Here is an 18,815-nt window from a genome sequence, read left to right as displayed (position 1 = left end):
ATCTCTATGATCGCGTTTATCCGGCGTTAATGATGCTTTCTCAATATGAGACATCTCAATTTGTCGCAGTCCATGTTTGTGGATTGCACGTAAGTGTTGATTAAGAGGCCAAATCCATATTCCGGCCTGCGATGCGCAGGTGGTCGGCGGCAGGAATGCTGCGGCCTCCTGCATCGTGAGATTTCAGGGAAGTATTCTTGCCGTCACGACGGCAATCAGGATGAAGGTCATGCTCCGCCGGGTAGTGCTCCGTTTCGCCAGAGATCGGAAGGCCAACGTCGCCATTATCTTCGCGCTCATGATGGTTCCGACCGTCTTTCTCCTGGGCATGACGCTCGACTACACGCTCGCCTTGCGCAAGCGCGAGCAATTGAACGCAGCCGCCGACGCCGCCGCGATCGCGGCCGTGAGGCCGGCGATGCTGACGCAGACCGACACGGCCGTCGTCAAGTCGACCGCGGAAGCCGTCTTCGCAGCGAAGGCGAATCTTCCCGGCCTGTCGGCGGTGCCGACGCCGACGGTCACGGTCACCGATTCCGGTCTCGCGCGGACCATCACGGTCTCCTACACCGCGGAGTCCATCAATAATTTCCCCGGCGTTCTCGGCAAGCAGACCTGGCAGGTCGCCGGATCCGCGACGGCGCGGGCGTCCAGTGCGCCCAACATGAACTTCTACCTGTTGCTGGATGACTCCCCGTCGATGGCGCTGGCGGCGACCCAGACCGACATCGACAACATGATTCTCGCCACGAAAAACCAACCCACCTACGCGAAGAATTGCGCATTCGCCTGCCATGAGGCGCATCCCAACAACGCAAACCCCAGCTCGACGAACAAGGACAATCTCACGGTCGCGCGTGCGAACAACGTCACGCTGCGCATCGATCTCGTGACCAATGCCGTCAAGCAATTGATGGTCGGACCCTGGTCGTGCCCGCAGTCAGGTGTGTCGGGCGGCGTCATGCAGTGCATGTCGGCGCTCAACAACACGACCTACAAGGCCGCCATCTACACCTTCGACTACGCCCTGAACACGATCCAGACGCTGACCACCCCGACCACCGCCGGCACGAAGATCGCCAACATTCAGCTCCTGACGGTCGACCACCAGAACTGCCCCGTTCTCGACAGCAAGGGCAACTGCATCTACACCACCGACTACGGCACCGATATCTCGAAGGGGCTGACGAACCTCAACGCCGCCATGCCCGATCCCGGCACCGGCACCAATCAGTCGGGCGATACGCCGCAGGAAGTGGTCTTCCTCGTCACCGACGGCGTCGAGGACAAGCTCATCCCGAAGACGGGGGGCAGCTGCGACCCCAATGCCACCTATGCGCTTCCGACAGCCAACTCGACGACTTTGCGATGCCAGCAACCGCTCAACACGACGGTATGCGATACCATCAAGAAGCGGAACATTCGCATCGCGATCCTCTACACCGAATATCTGCAGCTGAGCGACAGCTGGTACACAACTCGCATCTCGCAATTCAACAATCCGTCCTCGTCCACGGGCACGATCGCGAAACGGCTGCAATCATGCGCCTCGCCCGGTCTGTACGCGAGTGTTCAGAATGGTGGCGACATTTCCGCGGCGCTGACGAACCTTTTCCTCAAGGTCGCGTCGAGCACGGCCAGCCTCGTGCAGTAGAGAAACGCGCCATGACCGGACCGGATGTTGCAACAACGAAAAGACGCCGCAATCGCTGCGCCGTTTTCGCGCGGGACAGCAGGGGCGCCACGGCCGTCGAATTCGCGCTCGTGGCCGTGCCGTTCCTCGCCCTTATCATCGCACTGATCCAGACGTTTCTGGTCTTCTTCGCCCAGCAGATGCTCGAATCCGTCGTGCATCAGTCGGCGCGCCTCGTCATGACCGGACAGGTTCAGTCCGCACAGATGACGAAGGATGCCTTCAAGCAGAAGGTCTGCGATCAGATCGTGATCCTGTTCAATTGCAGCGGCCTGATGGTGGACATGCAGGTGGCGACCTCGTGGACGTCCGCGAACACGGGGATGCCGACCTTGACCTTCGACGCATCGGGAACAGTCCAGAACACCTGGCAGTACGACCCGGGCGACGCCGGCGACATCGTCGTTCTCCGCGTCATGTATGTGTGGCCGGTCGTGCTCGGGCCGCTCGGTTTCAATCTCTCGAACCTCAGCAACGGCAACCGGCTGATCATGTCGTCCGCCGCGTTCCAGAACGAGCCAGGAGCTTCCTGATGATCTCCGCCCTGTCGTCTCGCGCTCGGCACCTGTTGATCGATGTCCGCGCCGTTGCAGCGACGGAGTTCGCCATGGTGGCGCCGTTCATGCTGGTGCTCTATGTCGGCGGTGTCGAGCTCGGCAACGGCCTCGCCATGAACGTAAAGGTCAGCGCGACCGCGCACAGTGTCGCCGACATGATCACGCAGAACACGGCAGTTACCTCGTCTCAAATGGACGGCATTCTCGCGGCGGCGACCGCCATCATGGCCCCATATCCGACCAAGAACGGCTCGACCTCCTTGATGACGATCACAGTCTCGGAAGTCTCGACCGACAGCGCGGGGAAGGCGACGGTGCAGTGGAGCAAGTCGACGAGCTCCTCGGGAGCGAGAGCCGTCGGTCAGCAGCTGACCTTGTCATCCTTTACCGCGCCGAGCGGTACCAGCAACGCCAATATCTCGCTCATTCTGAGCGAGGTGTCCTACGATTACGCGCCCAACCTCGGCTTCACCATCGCCGGCACCGTGAAGCTGTCCGACAGCTACTATCTGTTCCCGCGTTGTTCGACCAACAGCCCGGCCACCTCGAGCTTTCCCTATTACGACGTGAAATATCCGGCGACGTCGACCTGCACCTGCGTCCAGCATTTGCAGCAGAAGACCTGTTGATCATCAGTTACAGCCGCAGCACCTTGCCGGGATTCATGATGTTTTGCGGATCGAGCGCGCGCTTGATCGTGCGCATGATGTCGAGCTCGGTCTTCGACCGGTAGTGGCTGAGCTCGTCGAGCTTGTCGATGCCGATGCCGTGCTCCGCCGAGATCGAGCCGCCCATGGAGGTGATCAGATCGTTCACGGCCCGCGTGATGGCGCCCTTGTAGTGGGTCAGCGTCTGCTGATCCATGCCCTTGGGCCCCATGAACGAAAAATGCAGATTGCCGTCGCCAATGTGCCCCAGCGGGTAGGGCCTGATAGTCGGGAGAATACCGAGCACGGCCTTGAGCCCCTGGTCGATGAACTCCGGAATCCTGGAAATCGCCACTGAGACGTCGTAGCTGAGCCCAGGTCCCTCGGCCCGTGAGGCCTCGGCAACACCCTCGCGGATGCGCCACATGTTGCGCGAACTGACTGACCGTGTGCGCGATCGCCGCATCGAGCACGCGGCCGGCCTCGAGCTGATCGGCCAGAAACTGCTCCATCTTCTCGGACATGCCCTCAGTCCCGTCCCGGCGTGGGCGCGCGGACGACCATTCGAGCAGAAGGTACCATGGCGTATCCGCCTTCAGCGGATCCTGGGTGCCGGGAATGTGACGCAGCACCATGTCGATGGCGGCGCGGCTCATCAGCTCGCAAGAGCCGACATTATCCTCGGACGCTGCGTGCGCTTCGGACAGGATCTCCAGGGATGCGCGCGGATCGCGGATCGCCAGCCACGCGGTGCTGACGTCCTTCGGAGCGGGCCATAGCTTGAGCACGGCCTTGGTGATGATGCCCAGCGTGCCTTCGGCGCCCATGAACAGGTGCTTGAGGTCGTAGCCGGTGTTGTCCTTCTTGAGCGCACGCAGTCCGTCCCAGACATCGCCATTGGCCAACACGACTTCGAGCCCCAAGACGAGATTGCGGGCATTGCCATAGCGCAGCACCTGCACGCCGCCGGCGTTCGTCGACAGATTGCCGCCGATCATGCACGAGCCCTGGGCGCCAAGACTGAGGGGCAGGAACCTGTCGTGACTGGCCGCGGTCTCCTGCAGCGTCTGCAGCACGCAGCCGGCCTCGACCGTCATCGAATAGCCGACGGGATCGACCTCCAGAATGCGGTTCATGCGGCCAAGCGACAACACGATGCCGGTGTGCGCTGGCCAGGGCGTTGCCCCACCCATCAGGCCGGTGTTGCCGCCCTGCGGCACGATCGCGACGCCGTGCTCATGGCAAAGCCGGACCACTTTGGACACTTCCTCGGTGCTACCTGGACGAACGACGGCGCCAGCACCCCCGACCAGCAATCCGCGCCAATCCGTCACGAACGGCTGCTTGCCGTGCTCGTCCTCGATAAAACCCTTCTCGCCCACGATCGCGCGCAACGCATCGCTGATCTCGGTGGTCAAGGGAGCGGTCGGGATAGCGGGTAGGGACGACGGGAAGGCAGCCGGCATTTGTTTCCTCTGGCGCATCTTGGTGTGCACTGCGCACGTGACGTGCGTCGGGACATTGTCCACGTTTGCGCCGAGGAGTCTCAGCGACGTACCCTGATGTCAGCCGGGCAGGGCCTAGTGGATGATCTGGTTCAGGAAGCCCTTCGCCCGGTCCGTGCGCGGAGCCCGAAAGAACGTTTCCGGATTTGCCTCCTCAACGATGCTTCCACGATCCATGAAGACCACCCGGTCGGCGACCTCGCGGGCGAATCCCATCTCGTGCGTCACGCACACCATCGTCATGCCCTCTCGCGCCAGCTCGACCATGGTGTCCAGCACTTCCTTGACCATCTCAGGGTCGAGAGCGGATGTCGGTTCGTCGAACAGCATGATCTTGGGCTGCATGCACAGCGCCCGCGCGATCGCGACGCGTTGCTGCTGACCACCCGACAATTGTGCGGGATACTTGCTCTGCCTGATCCTGAATGCGGACTTTCCGCAACAAGCCGAGTGCGCGATCGCGCGCTTCTGCTTCCGACAGGCCGCGAACCTTCATCGGAGCCAGCATGCAGTTCTCGGCCACCGTGAGATGCGGGAAGAGGTTGAAGCTCTGAAACACCATGCCGACTTCGCAGCGCACACTGTTGATGTCGGCGACGCGATTGCTCAACTCGACGCCGTCGACGATGATCCGGCCTTCGTCGTGCTTCTCGATATGGTTGATACACCGGATGAGCGTTGACTTGCCGGAGCCGGAAGGTCCGCACAGAACGATTTTCTCGCCCCTGCCGACCTCGAGATTGACGTCGTTCAGCGCAGTGAACGCGCCGAACCGCTTCACGACATTCTCGACGACGACGATTGCGCCGGGCTGCGTGGCATCGCTCAAGTTCTCCCGAGGCATGTTTCTCTCCCAAATTCGAGGCGTTATCACGATGTGGCGAGTGCGTATCGTTTGCGAAGGGCAGCGACACACTGGGAAGCTGCAGAACTGATGGCGAGGTAGGCCACTGCTACGACGAGGTACATTTCGACGAGGCGGCCGTTGAGCTGCGCAAGCTTGGAAGCGGCGCCCAGAAGATCCGTCAGCGAAAGCACGTAAACCAGAGAAGTGTCCTGAAACAGGATGATGGTCTGGCTCAGGATGATCGGACTGGCCACGCGCACGACCTGCGGGAGGACGACATGGCGGTAGGTATCATAGGTGGACAATGCGAGTGCCTGGCAGGCCTCGAACTGGCCCTTGTTCACGGCCCGCAGCCCGACACGGATGATCTCGGAGTAGTAGGCCGCCTCAAACAAGCCGAAGGTGATAAAGGCGGTATAGGTTGCGCCGATCGGGATCGGGCGGCCGTTGCCGCTGAGATGCCCAAGCACGATTGGCACCAGGAAGAAAAACCAGAACAGCACGAGGATCAGCGGGATCGACCGGATGACCGCAACGTAGCCGCGGATGATCTGGGCGAACACCGGAATCTCGAAATGCTGGACGAGCGCAAGGCAGGTTCCGAGAACCATGCCGATGGCGAATGCGGCGGCCGTGAGCGCAAGCGAGAAGAGCAGGCCCGACCAGAGATAGGGCCAGGATTGCGCTGAGAATTCGAGAAATCGAGGGTGTTCATTTCACGACCTCCATGGCACCGGGCAGAGCGCCGCTTTGCTGCATCTCGTCGGCCAGATCCTGGCCAGCAGTGAGCTTGACGGGAGCGCTCCCCGGAATGCGGACTGCTTTGTCGATGAACGTCATGGCCTGATACGCAACGAGCGCCAGACAAAGGTAGATAATCGTCGCCGCGCCAAATGCCGAGAATGTCTGGAACGTGGCCTCGCTGATCTGGCGAGCCTGCGCGGTGAGCTCCATCAAGCCGATCGTGAGTGCGACCGAGGTGTTCTTGTATATGCCCATCACCTCGCTGGTGAGGCTCGGCACGATGAGGCGCAGAGCTTGCGGCACGACAACATATCGATAGGTGAGGTAACCACTGAGGCCGAGAGCATTGGCCGCCTCGATCTGTCCCTTTGGGAGCGCTTCGATACCCGCCCGGACCTGCTCGGCTATTCGGGAAGCCGTGTAGAGTCCAAGGCAAAGGAGTGCCGGGAAGAAAGATGCCCAGGGCGGAGGAATTTGCTTGATGGCATCGCCCAGCGCGGTGGGCACGACCTCCGGGAAGACGAAGTACCAGAGGAACATCTGCACCAGGACCGGGATGTTTCTGAATATCTCGACATAAAGCCGGGCCAGGATCGAAAAGAAGCGATTCTGGACTGTGCGGCCCACGCCGACGACCACACCGATGCCGAAGGCGATCCACCAGCCGAAGAAGGCAAGAGCCAGCGTCCAACCGAGACCCGACACAAGCCAGTCGATATAGCGCTGGCCGTCCGCCGTCTGTTCAAAAAGCACTCCGAACATCGCGAGCCCTCAGGTTTCAAGTGCGAACGAGGATTTCCTTGCGAGGCGGTCAGCTCCGTCAATCAGTCAACGGCATCGCTGGGATGCGCGATCCGCGCCATCAATTCGTCCGTGAGCGGGAATGCGAGGTTCTCACCCTTGGGCGGGATCGGCTTGGTGAACCATTTCGCGTAGGTCTTCTCGAATTGGCCGGATGCCATTTGTTTGGAGAGAACGTCGTCGACGAGGCCCTTGAAGCCGGCATCACCCTTCGCGAACATCAGTCCATAATAGATCTTTGCGTAACCCTCGGGAAGGAACAAGAGCGCATCCGGATTCGGCGCCGCAGCCTTGAGCCCGGCGAGGAGGATATCGTCTTCCATGAAGGCGGCCGCACGGCCGGTGTTCAACATCAGGAAGGATTCAGCGTGGTCCTTGGCCTGGACGATGTTGAGGCCGAGGTGCTCCATGGCGTTGACGCTCTGCGCGAAACCCACCGCGTTGGAGCCTTGCGTGACGACAATCGTCTTGCCTTTCAGCTCGCCGGCGGTCTTCACGCCACTGGCGGCCTTGACGAGCCATCGCGGCTGACTGACGAACGTCGCGACGGAAAACGAGACCTGTTCTTGCCGCTTCTTGTCGTTCGCAGTGCCGCCGCATTCAATGTCGACCGTCCCGCTCTGGATCAGCGGAATCCGGTTCGAGGAATTCACCGGCGTGTAGTTGACCTTGAGGTTGGGCAACTTCAGCTCCTCCTTGATGCGATCGACGATCGCCGCGCAGAGATCGAGCGAGAAGCCGATGGGCTTCTGATCGGGCCCGAGATACGAGAACGGTATCGAAGCCTCACGGTGGCCGATCGTGATTGCGCCGCTGGATTTGATCTTATCAAGCGTCGGGCTGTCGGCTGCTGCCGAGGGGCTTGGGCTGACGGCCAGGAGTCCTGAAACCAGGAGTCCTGGGAGAAGTCCGAGCGCCTGAACAAGCTTCTTCATGGTCTTTGCCTTTCCCTCGTTTGTCGAATTCAAGCTGCGGCGGAAGGGCGTCCGAGCCCTCGCCGACGGATGACGTCGATCAGGCGATCGATGTCGTTGGCGGTGTTGAACATGCCGAGCGAGACGCGAATGCCATCTCGTTCGGGCGATACGCGCACATCGTTCTCCTCGAAATGGCCGAGCCAGTCCGATGGGGGCAGGGCGATGACGTAGATGTGCGGCGCGCGATGCTTTCGATCGCGCGGGCCAACGAGGCGGATGTCCAGCTCGTCCAGGCGCGCGATGAGGTGATCGCCGAGATCAAAGCAGTGGTTCTGGATGTTCTGCCCCCCGATCTGCTCGATCATGTCGAGGGAAGCACCCAGTGCATGGACCGCGGGCAGATTGAAGTTGCCCAGCTCGAATCGCCTAGCGGTGGGCGAGGGCGCCATCTTGTCCGGGCGCGCGATGAGATCATCAGGGATCTCGGCGAGGCTCGCGGCAGCCAGATAGGCCGGCTCCAGCTCTTTGAGCGCCTTGTCCCAATACAGAAGCCCGAGCCCTTGCGGAACCAGCAATCCCTTGTGACTTCCGGAGCCGACGAAGCTCGCGCCAATCGCCTTCGCGTTGACAGGCACGACGCCGATCGACTGCATCACGTCCACGACGAAGTAGAGTTTCTTCCTGGCGCACATCGCGCCGACGCTCTCGATGTCAAAGCGGTGACCAGCGTGGAACGTGACGTGTGACATCGAAATCGCGCGCGTGTTTTCGTCGATGAAAGGAGCAAAGCTGTCGGCATCGACGATATCGGTCATCGGGATGAAGCGGACCTCGACGTCCTTCCGTTGCAGATGGAGGAACGCGTAGGCGTTGTTCGGATGATCGCCGTGGATCAGCAGGACATTGTCGCCGGCCCGGAGCGGCAGTGCGTTTGCCGCGATGTTCATGCTTTCCGACGTATTTTTCGTGAAGGCGATTTCATCCGCGGCCACGCCGAGAAAGCGAGCGACCTTGGCGCGGGTCTGCTCCACCCGGTCGAGCCATACGCTTTTCGGGCCGGCCGTCTCGAAGCCCTCGCGAAGGAAGAGCTCGATCGCGGCCTTCACCGGGCGCGCAAGCGGCGTTTGAAACCCGGAGTCCAGATAGACCATCCGTTCGACGGCGGGGAATTCCTTCCTCACGGCGTCCACGTCGTAGTGACGAGACATACGCATCTCCTGTTGGGCGCGCCGTCGGGACTTGGCTCTCGGCCAAGCGGCGGAGCGAGATTCTGGGAACGGTGAGACTGCGTTGCACAATTTCTGGTCAATCACCGGCAACGCCAAGAATATGAGCTTTCAGAATTTCGACAAACAACTTTGTCGATTTTCAATATATTTTATTCCGAAAAATGATAATATGTGGCGTAAGTCTTGATTTTGCTGCCGATTTGGCCGGAGGGAAAATGACGAAACGCAGCGAGAAGGACGGGCCATTGGATCGTGTCTTCGCGATCGTTCGGCACGTTGCCGACCAACGCAAAGCGGTCTCAGCGGCAGAGATCGCAAAGGCTCTCTCGCTGCCTCTTCCAACGGCGCACAGGTTGATCGGAAATCTCGAGGACCGCGGACTTCTTCAGAAGGCGTTGGGGACCAAGCGTTACGTTGTGGGAAACCAGCTCGTCACACTGTCCGCCACTGTTATCGGCGCGGCCTTCCGCACTGCGCGGCGGCATGCGGTGCTTCAGGCGGTTGCGGGAGAAATCGGCGAACAATGCGAGATCGGCGTCGTACGCGACAACTTCGTTGCCTATGTCGACAGCGTTCGCGTTTCGGAGCCGCAAGGCCTTCAGTTCAATCCGGGAGAGGCGGCGCCGTTACACTGCACGTCGACCGGAAAAATCTACATGAGCAGACTGCCCGAGCGGACCCGGGCGAAGTTGTGCCGCGCACTACCTCTGACCAAATTCACGGAAACGACAATCGTCGACGTCCACGGGCTGATGAAGGTCCTGGAGGACACGCGGCAACGAGGCTGGGCCAAAACCAACGAAGAGTATGTGAAGGGAGTTGTGGGGTGTGCCGTCCCCATTCTGTCACCGGATCGAGAATTGATAGCTTGCTTGGGTGTCTCTGTGCCGGTGGCGCGCGTGAGCTTCGTCGAACTGGACCGGTTCATACCGCCGCTCCAAAAGGCTGCCGCTCTGCTGTCGGAGACCATTCTGCAAGTTGATTGATGCGCCGATCCCGGCAACGTTCAGGCAATCTTTGCAACATTTCTAAACATCTTCGTCAACATCCCGCGGCTGTTCAGGCATAGGACGCGCTCAGACTTTACGGATCAGGATTGGCAGAATGCTATTGAAGTTTCCGGCAGCGCGCATGGGCATTGGCGCGGCCTGCCTCGTGCTGATCGGCATCAGCCCATTGTGCGCAGAGCCGGTGTTCGACAGTTTGGCCGGCGCATGGTCGGGCATCGGCACCATGAAGCCGTCGGACGGTCCGCGTGAGAAGGTTCGCTGCAAAGTGGCGTACAACGTTACCAAGCCGGGACGGTCGCTGACACTTGATCTGCGCTGCGCAAGCGATGCGTACAAGATGGTCCTGTCCGCGAACATCGAGCAGAGCGGGACGGAGCTTTCCGGCAACTGGTTCGAGAGCGAATACCGACAGGGCGGCAAGGTCTATGGCACGAACAAGGACGGCCTGATCGAGGCGCGAATTGAGGGAAACACGGTGGCTGCGCTGGTGACGATCCAGACCAGGAGCAATCATCAATCCTTTCTGATGGAAGCACCGGGCTCCTGGATGTCGGAGGTCGCGATCGAATTGAACAAGGAAGCGAAGTGACCTCGATTTCGCTCATCCGCAACAATGGGGACCTATATACGAGCTGACATAGGACTAAGTTGCGGCACAGATTTACGAAAGGTCGATTCGACCGTGGCAGCCACACTAGTCGTCACGGCCAGATCACGCGGGGGCCACGCGTAATGCGAAGCTTTGCACGTATTACCGCAGCCACCCTTGTAGCCACCCCTCCGGCCACCCGGAGTTTTTGCGTTGACTAAACCGATGCGCGGGACAGGCCCGCGAAGTCACCCTTCAGAGGCACTGGATGCTGAGGGCTTGGCGGATAGGGCAGAAAACGGTCTGTCCACGAACGGTGTACTGCGTATCGAGTTCAAAACAGGTGTAGAGCACGCCACGGTCAAACGTCCCGTGCCTAGATCGAAGAGATTACGTTCCAGCGCTCCGCTATTGCGGGATTCCTACCTCTGGTCTCTTCGACGGCAAGTTCGCTTGCTCACTAAAGTGAATGGATCGAAAGCCGATTCATTCTCTCGTTAGAAGAATTGTCCGTAGTTGCCCTGAGAATCGGGTTTCGGCCAAATCAGATAGAACACCCAAGCTACCGTCAGCGGCTTCTCCAGAACCGACGACAGTCGGGCTCCACGCCGCGCGGCTGCAATACCGCAGTCCGGAGCAGGCGGGCTTCAGCCCGCCAAAGTCGTGGAGAACCGAAATGGGAATGCACCCCACTTCGGGGTCGAAGCGTGTGCACGTGAATTCGTACACACGGAAGCGGCTCGGTCGTTTAGAGCATGTGTGCGAGCACTGGCGCTCTTGGCCGAACCAACTCAGCTTCGACTTCTAGGCCAGTCTGCAAAGCTGGCTTTGCTAACGGTAGCTTGGGTTGCCCTCCATGCAACCGAGATGCGAAGCCCGGCCAGCGCCGGGCTTCGCTGCTTATGATAACTCAGCCGACGATTTCCTCCCTATTAGGAGAGTTGCGCCACTCTCGAAACGCAAACTCGCTAACTGCGTCCGAACCCGGCCTTCGCGCCGGGTTTTTTCATGCCCGGATGTAGGAGCTGCGTCGTAACCAGGTTCGACGCCCTCCCCAAGTCCTCAAAATCAGTTCGAGGCCGCGACAGCGCGCTCAGTCCCTCACGACCGAGCGCGCTGTCGCGCGTGCGCGTTTGCGTCCCATCAACCGAATGAAAGGAACTACACGCATGAACGGCTCTATTTGGATCGATACCTATAATCGCATTCGCGATGGGCGGATTCAGCAGGTTTGCGGGCATTGGCGACGCTTGCCGCGTCGCCGCACGTCAGCGACCGCAATTCCGTTTCCGCATCCGTCGGTCGCGTAGAGACACCACGTTCGCTTGACTGACATCGCCGTCGGACGGAGCCTTCAGCTTTCTGCCCGGCGGCATTTTCTTTTGGACCGCGTAACGCTCGCCTCCACCTCGCTCGGATCAGCGCCGATGAAACGCTTTAGCGCCCCATCAAAGGGCATATTGAGGCCAAGGGGCGGCTCCGGCGGAGTGCTTCTTATCTTCCTACTCATCGGCGATCGGCACTTTGTCAGGCTGCGGACCGACGACGCCGTCAAACGGGGCGTTCATGCGCTCCGTAGAGCTCATGCTACGCCGATTCAGGCGCCAAGTCATTTCCTGCACATACTGTTGCAGGTGCTTCGCCTGACCCAATGATGGGTTCCCACAATCTGCCGCTTGAGGAGCGCCCAAACCGATTCAACCGAATTGGTGTGCGCCTCGTCCTTCTTGTACTCGCCTAGAAGCGCAAATCCAGGACCCATAATCACAGGGAGACGTTTGGCGTAGACTGTTGACCCCTCTCCCGCGCCACAATGATCGCCTGGGGTAGTTGGCCCCGGCCGGGACGACACCGATTGTATTGCGGCAGCCTTTTGCCTCACGCGCGATGTGAGAAATTTTCGTCACAAGTCCACTGTCTGTGTCAATTCGGAATAATCGCATTATAGCCCTGTTTTGCCCGACGTGTCAAACGGCGCTGCGGACGCACCAGGCTAAGCCATTGATCCGCCACGCACGGGCTACTGTGCATGGGGTTGTTTTCGCACTTTTTGTTTGAGCGCTCGCCGGAAGGCGCCTCACGCGCTCTCCGTCTCCCGGTGCACGTCGTGCACCACGAGCCCCATGCCTTCGTCCGGCATCCTGATCCAGTCGCGACGCTTCAGGGTGCGCTTGGTGTCCTCGTAACCGCTTGTCCAATGCTCGCGCATCGAGGTGCCCGAGAACTCGTGGTCCTTGGCGTCTCCCTCATAGGCCTTCTGCTGGTAGATCAGATGCAGAATCGCGATCTCCGGCATGTTGCGCAGGCTCGCCTTGAGCTTGCGCTCCTCCTCGGAGAGCTGCTCGTCCGGCAGCTTCGCCAGCGCCTTGTAGAGCAGGATCTTGAGGTTGTGCGTGCGGCGATAGACGTCGGTGTTGTGGCGCGTGCGCGAGGAATACATGATGTCCTTGTGGCGGGCCATGACGTCCTGGATCGAACGCGGCAGCACGCCGCGTGCGCTGAAGAGGTCGACCTGGAACACCAGCGAGTTGAGCGCGTCCTCCTGGTCGAGCAGATGCTGGAGCGGTGTGTTGGAGACGATGCCGCCGTCCCAGGAATGATCAGTGCCGATCCGCACCATCGGCAGCGCCGGGGGCAGGGCGCCTGAGGCCATGACATGCTCCGGCTCGATCTCGTCATGGGCGTTGTCGAAATAGATGAAATTGCCGGAGAGCACGTTGACCGCGCCGACCGCGAAGCGGACCCTCTTCTCGTTGATGAGATCGAAGTCGACGAGCTCGAGCAGGCTCTCCTTGAGCGGCATCGTGTCGTAATAGCTGGTGGCGGTGCGTGCGCCGATCGGGCTGAACCAGGGATTGACCCGGTGCGGGGTGAAGAAGCCCGGCTGGCCCATCGCCGACGTCATCCACGCGCTACAGAGATTGCGCCACTGGCGGAAGACGTCGCCATCGGGCGTGTAGTGCCAGATCTTGCGGTTGGTGATGCGCTCCCAGAAGATGCGCAGCGCCTCCAGCCGCTTCTCCGGTTTGTTGCCGGCGATGATGGCGGAGTTGATCGCACCGATCGAGACGCCGCAGACCCAGTCGGGCTCGATCCCCACCTCGTGCAGCGCCTGGTAGACGCCGGCCTGGTAGGCGCCGAGCGCGCCGCCGCCTTGCAGCACCAGCGCGACGCGGTCGCAGCGCTCTGGACGCCAGCCCCGCGCGGGCGGCTGATGGGTCTGATAGGTCGGTTGCGACGTGCGGGCGTCCATGGCCGATGCCTCCTGCCGAGCATGCGCCGGAAAAGTGTGCAGCGGTTTTCCGAAAGGATCATGCTTCAATGACAAGCCAGACGATTACGTCCGGCAGTGACGGCGTGATGACAATTTCGGCGCCGATGCATCGGCTGCAGATCAACCGAAACGCGAATGGCCCGAGGTCGTGCGCCTGACGGAATTCCTTCACATCGCAGTCAATGACGGCGGCTAGCAATTTGCATCGAGCCTGACGCGGCCGGGCGGGCATCACATAAGGCATCACACAGGAGACCAGCGATGCGCAGGGAAGACGTGCTGAGACTTCCGTCCATGCCAGCGGCCGGGCCGAGCTATCCCGCCGGGCCCTATCGCTTCGTCAACCGCGAATTCCTCGTCATCAGCTACGAGACCGATCCGGACCTGATCCGCGCCGGCCTGCCCGAGCCGCTGGAGCCGATCGACCAGCCGATCGTGCATTACGAATGGATCAAGATGCCTGACTCCTCCGGCTTCGGTAGCTACACCGAGTTCCGGCCTCGTCATTCCCGCGCGCCTCAACGGCGAAGAGGTCAATTTCGTCTCGCAGATGTACCTGGACGACGATCCGCCGATCGCCGCCGGCCGCGAGATCTGGGGCTTTCCGAAGAAGTACGCCCATCCCAAGCTCGAGATCGTCAAGGACACGCTGACGGGCACGCTGGAATATGCCGGCCAGCTCGTTGCCATGGGCACGATGGGCTACAAGCATGAGAGCATGGCCGGCAACGGCAATCTCACCCGCGCCACGCTGTCGAAGACGCAAATCAATCTGAAGATGATTCCGGGCGTCGACGGTCGCCTCGAAGTCTGCCAGCTCGTCGCCATCAACCTCACCGACATCGTGCCGAAGGGCTCCTGGATGGGGCCCGGCCGTTTGCATCTGGTGCCGCACGTCAATGCGCCGGTCGCCGACTTCCCGGTTCGCCGCTGTCTCGGCGCGCACCATTACATCGCCGACCTGACGCTGCCGTTCGGCCGCGTCGTGCACGACTACGTCAGGGAAGCCGCGGCATTGGCCACGACGGGGCTGGCCGCGGAGTAGGGCGGCCGTCGCTCTGCATCATCAAACTGTAACAAAGCCGTAATTGAGTAGCCGCGCGGGGTCCGGAAGATGCCGTCAGCCATCTTCCGGATACGGGGCATTGTTGACGGTTGGGATTGGCCATGGCTGAGCCGGCAAAGCTAGTCAGCGCGATAACGAATGCCGAACCCGCCATTGCCGGTCTCGTGTGGGCCTTCCGTCTGCACAGCGACGGCAGCACTGAGGCGCTGCCGATCGACCAGCCGATCGAGTTCAGTCATGACGGCCGGCTCTGGCTGCATTTCAACCTGACCGATGCGCGCGTACGGCCGTGGATTGCGGCATCAACGCTGCCGCCGCTTGCGCGCGAGCTGCTGCTGTCGAACGACACGTTCCAGCAGCTTCACGTCATCGATCACTGCGTCTACGGCGTGTTCTCCGACCTTGTGCGCGAGATCGACAGCGCGACGGAAGAGACCGCGTTCCTGCGCTTCGCCATGACCGAGCATCTCCTGGTCAGCGGACGCCATCAGGCGCTGTGCTCGGCGGACGCAACGCGCCGCGTGCTCGAAGGCGGCTATCGCATCGACAATGTCGCCCATCTCCTGGAAAAGATCGTCGACGAGGTCGCCGACACGCTTGACAGGATGGCCGACAAGCTCGGGCAGGAGATCGACGACATCGAGGAGCGGATCCTCGCCGACGATAGCAAGCCGGAGATGCGCCGCAATCTCGGCCGGCTACGCCGGACCTGCGTGCGGCTGCATCGTCAGCTCACGGGCCTTCGCGTACTGTTCCACCGCCTCGACCAGAAGAACACCGACCATCTGTCGCCGGCCTTGCGGATCCACGCCGGCAAGCTGGCGCAGCGGCTGGACGGGCTCGATCACGACATCGTCGAGCTGCGCGAGCGCAGCCGCCTGCTCGAAGAGGAGCTGCGCTTCAAGAACGAGGAGGAAAGCAACCGCCACCTCCACACGCTCTCCATCGTGACCTCGCTGCTGCTGCCGCCGACGCTGGTCACCGGCATCTTCGGTATGAACACCAAGGGCCTGCCGCTCACCGACGTCGAGAGCGGGTTTCTCTGGGCGGCGGTGCTGATGGCCTCCTCGGTCGGCGCGGCCTACCTGTTTATGCGGCGCACGGGCATATTCAAATAGCGTGTGCCAGCCAGTATCGATCGTGAGTTGGCGTCCCCATACATCTGCATTGCGAGGCGCGGCCGCAATCGCGCTGGCGTGCACGGCAGCAAGCACAAGTGCATTGGCTGGCGCCAAGGACGAGAGCGCGGCCGAGTGGCTGTTTCCAAAATGGTTCAACGAATGGCATGACGGCCTCGCCAACAAGGGCCTGAACTTCGGCGCGACCTATATCGCCGACAATATCGCCAACGTCTCCGGCGGCGTGAAGCGCGGCGCCATCCATTTCGGCCGTCTCGATCTGTCGGTCGATGCCGATCTCGAACAAGCTGGTCGGCTGGACTGGCGGCCGCTTCTACGCCAATGCCTTGGTGATCTACGGCCGCGGGCTGTCGCGCAACTACGTGATGAATCTCGCCACCATCAGCGAGATCGAGGCGCTGCCGGACCAGCGGCTCTACAATGCGTATTTCGAGCAGAGCTTCTTCAATGATCGCCTGAACATCAGGGCCGGCCAGCAGGCCGCGGACGTCGAGTTCTTCGACAGCCAGACCGACGACCTCTTCATCAACGGCACCTTCGGCTGGCCGGCGATCAAGGCATCCAACCTTCCGGCCGGCGGCCCGGCGCCACCGATCGCGGTGCCCGGCATTCGTATCAAGGCGGCGCTGACGGACAAGATCACGGCCTACGGCGCGGTCTTCAATGGTGATCCCTCAGGGCCGGGCGATGCCGATCCGCAATTGCGCGACCACCATGGCCTCGCGTTTCGTGTCAACGATCCGCCCTGGGTGATCGGGCAGGTCCGCTTCACCTACGACATCGATGTCGGTGGCCGTCCGCTCGCGGGCAATTTCACACCGGGCGCCTGGAAGCATTATGGCTCGTTCGACAGCCAGCGTTTTACCGCCGAGGGCGTCTCGATCGCCGATCCCAGCGGCAGCGGCATTGCCGCAAAACTTCGCGGCAACTACGGAATCTTCGCGGTGATCGAACAGGTGCTTTATCGTCCGCCCGAGGTGAGGGACAACAGCACCTCAGCCTCGCTCCCTGGCATCACGGCGTTCGGCCGTATCGCCTACAGCCCGCCGGACCGCAATCTGATCGACCTGTATATGGACGGCGGCATCGGCTTCGTCGGCTTCACGCCTGGCCGTCCCCTCGACCAATTCGGCGTGGCGATGGCCTACATGCGGATTTCGAACACCGCCCGCAATCTCGATCTCGACACGCAGGCCTTCACGGGCATCCAGAAGTCCGGTGCGCAGCAACGAGACCCTGATCGAGATGATCTACGAGGCGCACGTCAAGCCGGGCTGGCTGATCGCGCCTTACTTTCAGTACGTGTTCCGCCCCTCTGGCGGCGTCCCGAACCCGAACGATCCGACCGGCATCTCGTGGATCGGTGACGCCGCGGTGTTCGGCGTCACCACCACGATCAGGTACTAGGCCATGGCCGCTTGCGGATTCGGCTTGGGTTGCCGCGACAGCGCCAGCACGATCAGCGAAGCGAACACGCACAGCGCGCCGGCGATGAAGAAGGCGGGCAAATAGCTCTGATAGACCGTCCGCGAAAAACCGGCACCGAAGGCGGCAGTACCGGCACCGAGCTGATGGCCGGCAAAGATCCAGCCGAACACCAGATTGGCGCGCTCGGGTCCGAATTTTTGAGCTGTGAGCCGCACGGTCGGCGGCACCGTGGCGATCCAGTCGAGTCCGTAGAACATCGCGAACACCGACAGGCCGTAGAACGAGAAATCGCTGAAGGGCAGGAAGATCAGCGAGAGCCCGCGCAGGCCGTAGTACCAGAACAAGAGCCAGCGATTGTCGTAGCGGTCCGACAGCCAGCCCGACATGATGGTGCCGAAGAAATCGAAGATGCCCATCGCAGCTAACAGGCTCGCCGCCTGCACTTGCGGGATGCCGAAATCGAGGCACATCGGGATCAGGTGCACCTGGACGAGACCATTGGTTGAGGCGCCGCAAACGAAGAAGGTCGCAAACAGGATCCAGAACGCAGTCGACTTCGAGGCATCGCGCAGCGTGCCGAGCGCAACGCCCGTGATCGAGCCATGGCTCACGGGCGGAGCGGGCAGGGGCGCGGTGCCTTCATCGCCGAACGGGCGCAGGCCGACATCGCTCGGCCGGTCGCGCATCGCGAGCAGGACTGCCAGGGCCGAGACGCCGAGCATGATGCAGACGAAGCCGAGCGCGAGACGCCAGCCGAAGCGCTCGGTCAGGCTTGCGAGCAGCGGCAGGAACACGAGCTGGCCCGTGGCGACGCTCGCCGTCATGATGCCGACGACGAGGCCGCGTCTTGCGGCGAACCAGCGCGTGGCGATGGTCGCGCCCAGCACCAGCGCGGTCATGCCGGTGCCGATCCCGATCACCACGCCCCACAGCGCCACGAGTTGCCAGACCTCGGTCATGCCGAGCGAGAGCACGAGCGCCGACACGACGATCAGCTGCGCGGCGAGCGTGACGTTGCGCAGGCCATAGCGGTTGAGCAGGGCGGCCGCGAACGGCGCCATCAGCCCGAACAGGATGAAGCGGATCGACAGCGCGGAGGAAATCTCCGCCGTGCTCCAGCCGAACTCCTTTTGCAGGGGAACGATGAACACGCCGGGCGCGCCGACCGTGCCGGCGCTGATCAGCGCGGCGAGGAAGGTCACGCCGACCATCACCCAGCCGTAGTGGATGTTGCGGCGGGAAAGTGCTGCCGCGAGCCAGTTCGAGATCATTGGGCCTCAACGTTGATGGGCAGGTCGCAACAGACCTGCGTCAGCTTGCAGGATGGCACGGGACGCGTCTGTCGAAAATGACAGAGTTCCCTCGTTTT

At 61.6% G+C, this 18,815-nt stretch carries 12 protein-coding genes and 5 pseudogenes; 8 read left to right on the top strand and 9 right to left on the bottom strand.

Annotation, left to right across the window (positions count from 1 at the left end; translation table 11 throughout):
• Positions 1-229: 229 nt before the first annotated feature.
• The 3 genes from ACSKB8_RS34845 to ACSKB8_RS34835 are packed head-to-tail and all read left to right on the top strand — an operon-like array spanning position 230 to position 2,879.
• On the top strand, positions 230-1,654 hold the full coding sequence (locus ACSKB8_RS34845) for a TadE/TadG family type IV pilus assembly protein (RefSeq protein ID WP_438109019.1): 1,425 nt from the start codon (positions 230-232) through the stop codon (positions 1,652-1,654).
• An 11-nt stretch (positions 1,655-1,665) separates the two neighbouring features.
• On the top strand, positions 1,666-2,226 hold the full coding sequence (locus ACSKB8_RS34840) for a TadE/TadG family type IV pilus assembly protein (protein ID WP_438109017.1): 561 nt from the start codon (positions 1,666-1,668) through the stop codon (positions 2,224-2,226).
• Positions 2,226-2,879 carry a TadE/TadG family type IV pilus assembly protein gene (locus tag ACSKB8_RS34835; RefSeq protein ID WP_438109015.1) on the top strand — a complete coding sequence of 218 codons (654 nt, stop codon included), beginning with the start codon at positions 2,226-2,228 and terminating at the stop codon, positions 2,877-2,879. Before ACSKB8_RS34840 ends, ACSKB8_RS34835 begins: the two co-directional genes overlap by 1 nt.
• A 7-nt stretch (positions 2,880-2,886) precedes the next feature.
• Here the strand turns inward: ACSKB8_RS34835 and ACSKB8_RS34830 are convergent.
• The 6 genes and pseudogenes from ACSKB8_RS34830 to ACSKB8_RS34805 form a co-directional block, all read right to left on the bottom strand.
• Positions 2,887-4,363, bottom strand: a pseudogene (locus ACSKB8_RS34830) (FAD-binding oxidoreductase).
• Positions 4,364-4,477: 114 nt separating this feature from the next.
• Positions 4,478-5,246: pseudogene (locus ACSKB8_RS34825) on the bottom strand (amino acid ABC transporter ATP-binding protein).
• Between the two features lie 26 nt (positions 5,247-5,272).
• Positions 5,273-5,964, bottom strand: a pseudogene (locus tag ACSKB8_RS34820) (amino acid ABC transporter permease).
• Positions 5,961-6,755 (bottom strand): amino acid ABC transporter permease, encoded by a 795-nt coding sequence (locus ACSKB8_RS34815; RefSeq protein ID WP_438109014.1) that lies wholly within the window; start codon positions 6,753-6,755, stop codon positions 5,961-5,963. Before ACSKB8_RS34815 ends, ACSKB8_RS34820 begins: the two are co-directional and overlap by 4 nt.
• Before the next feature lie 62 nt (positions 6,756-6,817).
• On the bottom strand, positions 6,818-7,729 hold the full coding sequence (locus ACSKB8_RS34810) for an amino acid ABC transporter substrate-binding protein (RefSeq protein WP_438109012.1): 912 nt from the start codon (positions 7,727-7,729) through the stop codon (positions 6,818-6,820).
• Positions 7,730-7,758: 29 nt separating this feature from the next.
• Positions 7,759-8,919, bottom strand: a complete 1,161-nt coding sequence (locus ACSKB8_RS34805) for an aminotransferase class V-fold PLP-dependent enzyme (protein WP_438109011.1) — start codon at positions 8,917-8,919, stop codon at positions 7,759-7,761.
• Between the two features lie 236 nt (positions 8,920-9,155).
• On the opposite strand from ACSKB8_RS34805, the gene ACSKB8_RS34800 reads away from it, so the two are divergent.
• Both ACSKB8_RS34800 and ACSKB8_RS34795 read left to right on the top strand, forming a co-directional pair.
• A complete protein-coding gene (locus ACSKB8_RS34800; RefSeq protein ID WP_091895861.1) occupies positions 9,156-9,926 on the top strand; it encodes an IclR family transcriptional regulator in 771 nt (256 codons plus the stop codon).
• Between the two features lie 118 nt (positions 9,927-10,044).
• A complete protein-coding gene (locus tag ACSKB8_RS34795) occupies positions 10,045-10,539 on the top strand; it encodes a hypothetical protein (RefSeq protein WP_438109009.1) in 495 nt (164 codons plus the stop codon).
• A gap of 2,077 nt (positions 10,540-12,616) precedes the next feature.
• On the opposite strand, the gene ACSKB8_RS34790 is transcribed toward ACSKB8_RS34795, so the two are convergent.
• The gene (locus tag ACSKB8_RS34790) at positions 12,617-13,792 is read right to left on the bottom strand and encodes a patatin-like phospholipase family protein (protein WP_438109007.1); all 1,176 of its coding nucleotides are present in this window, start codon (positions 13,790-13,792) and stop codon (positions 12,617-12,619) included.
• 58 nt (positions 13,793-13,850) lie between these two features.
• On the bottom strand, positions 13,851-14,057 hold the full coding sequence (locus ACSKB8_RS34785) for a hypothetical protein (RefSeq protein WP_438109006.1): 207 nt from the start codon (positions 14,055-14,057) through the stop codon (positions 13,851-13,853).
• Positions 14,058-14,074: 17 nt separating this feature from the next.
• On the opposite strand from ACSKB8_RS34785, the pseudogene ACSKB8_RS34780 reads away from it, so the two are divergent.
• From ACSKB8_RS34780 to ACSKB8_RS34770, 3 genes and pseudogenes are all read left to right on the top strand, one after another.
• A pseudogene (locus ACSKB8_RS34780) lies at positions 14,075-14,858 on the top strand (acetoacetate decarboxylase).
• Positions 14,859-14,980: 122 nt separating this feature from the next.
• The gene (locus ACSKB8_RS34775; RefSeq protein WP_438109004.1) at positions 14,981-15,997 is read left to right on the top strand and encodes a transporter; all 1,017 of its coding nucleotides are present in this window, start codon (positions 14,981-14,983) and stop codon (positions 15,995-15,997) included.
• Between the two features lie 22 nt (positions 15,998-16,019).
• Positions 16,020-17,425: pseudogene (locus tag ACSKB8_RS34770) on the top strand (carbohydrate porin).
• On the opposite strand, the gene ACSKB8_RS34765 reads toward ACSKB8_RS34770, so the two are convergent.
• Positions 17,422-18,717 (bottom strand): MFS transporter, encoded by a 1,296-nt coding sequence (locus tag ACSKB8_RS34765; RefSeq protein WP_438109002.1) that lies wholly within the window; start codon positions 18,715-18,717, stop codon positions 17,422-17,424. The pseudogene ACSKB8_RS34770 and the gene ACSKB8_RS34765 sit on opposite strands and share 4 nt — an antisense overlap.
• Positions 18,718-18,815: the final 98 nt, after the last annotated feature.

The organism is Bradyrhizobium sp. BR 1432 (assembly GCF_051547705.1).
GTDB lineage: Bacteria > Pseudomonadota > Alphaproteobacteria > Rhizobiales > Xanthobacteraceae > Bradyrhizobium > Bradyrhizobium zhanjiangense.
Note: the sequence above shows the minus strand (reverse complement) of the source record. Positions and strands in the feature narration are given on the sequence as shown.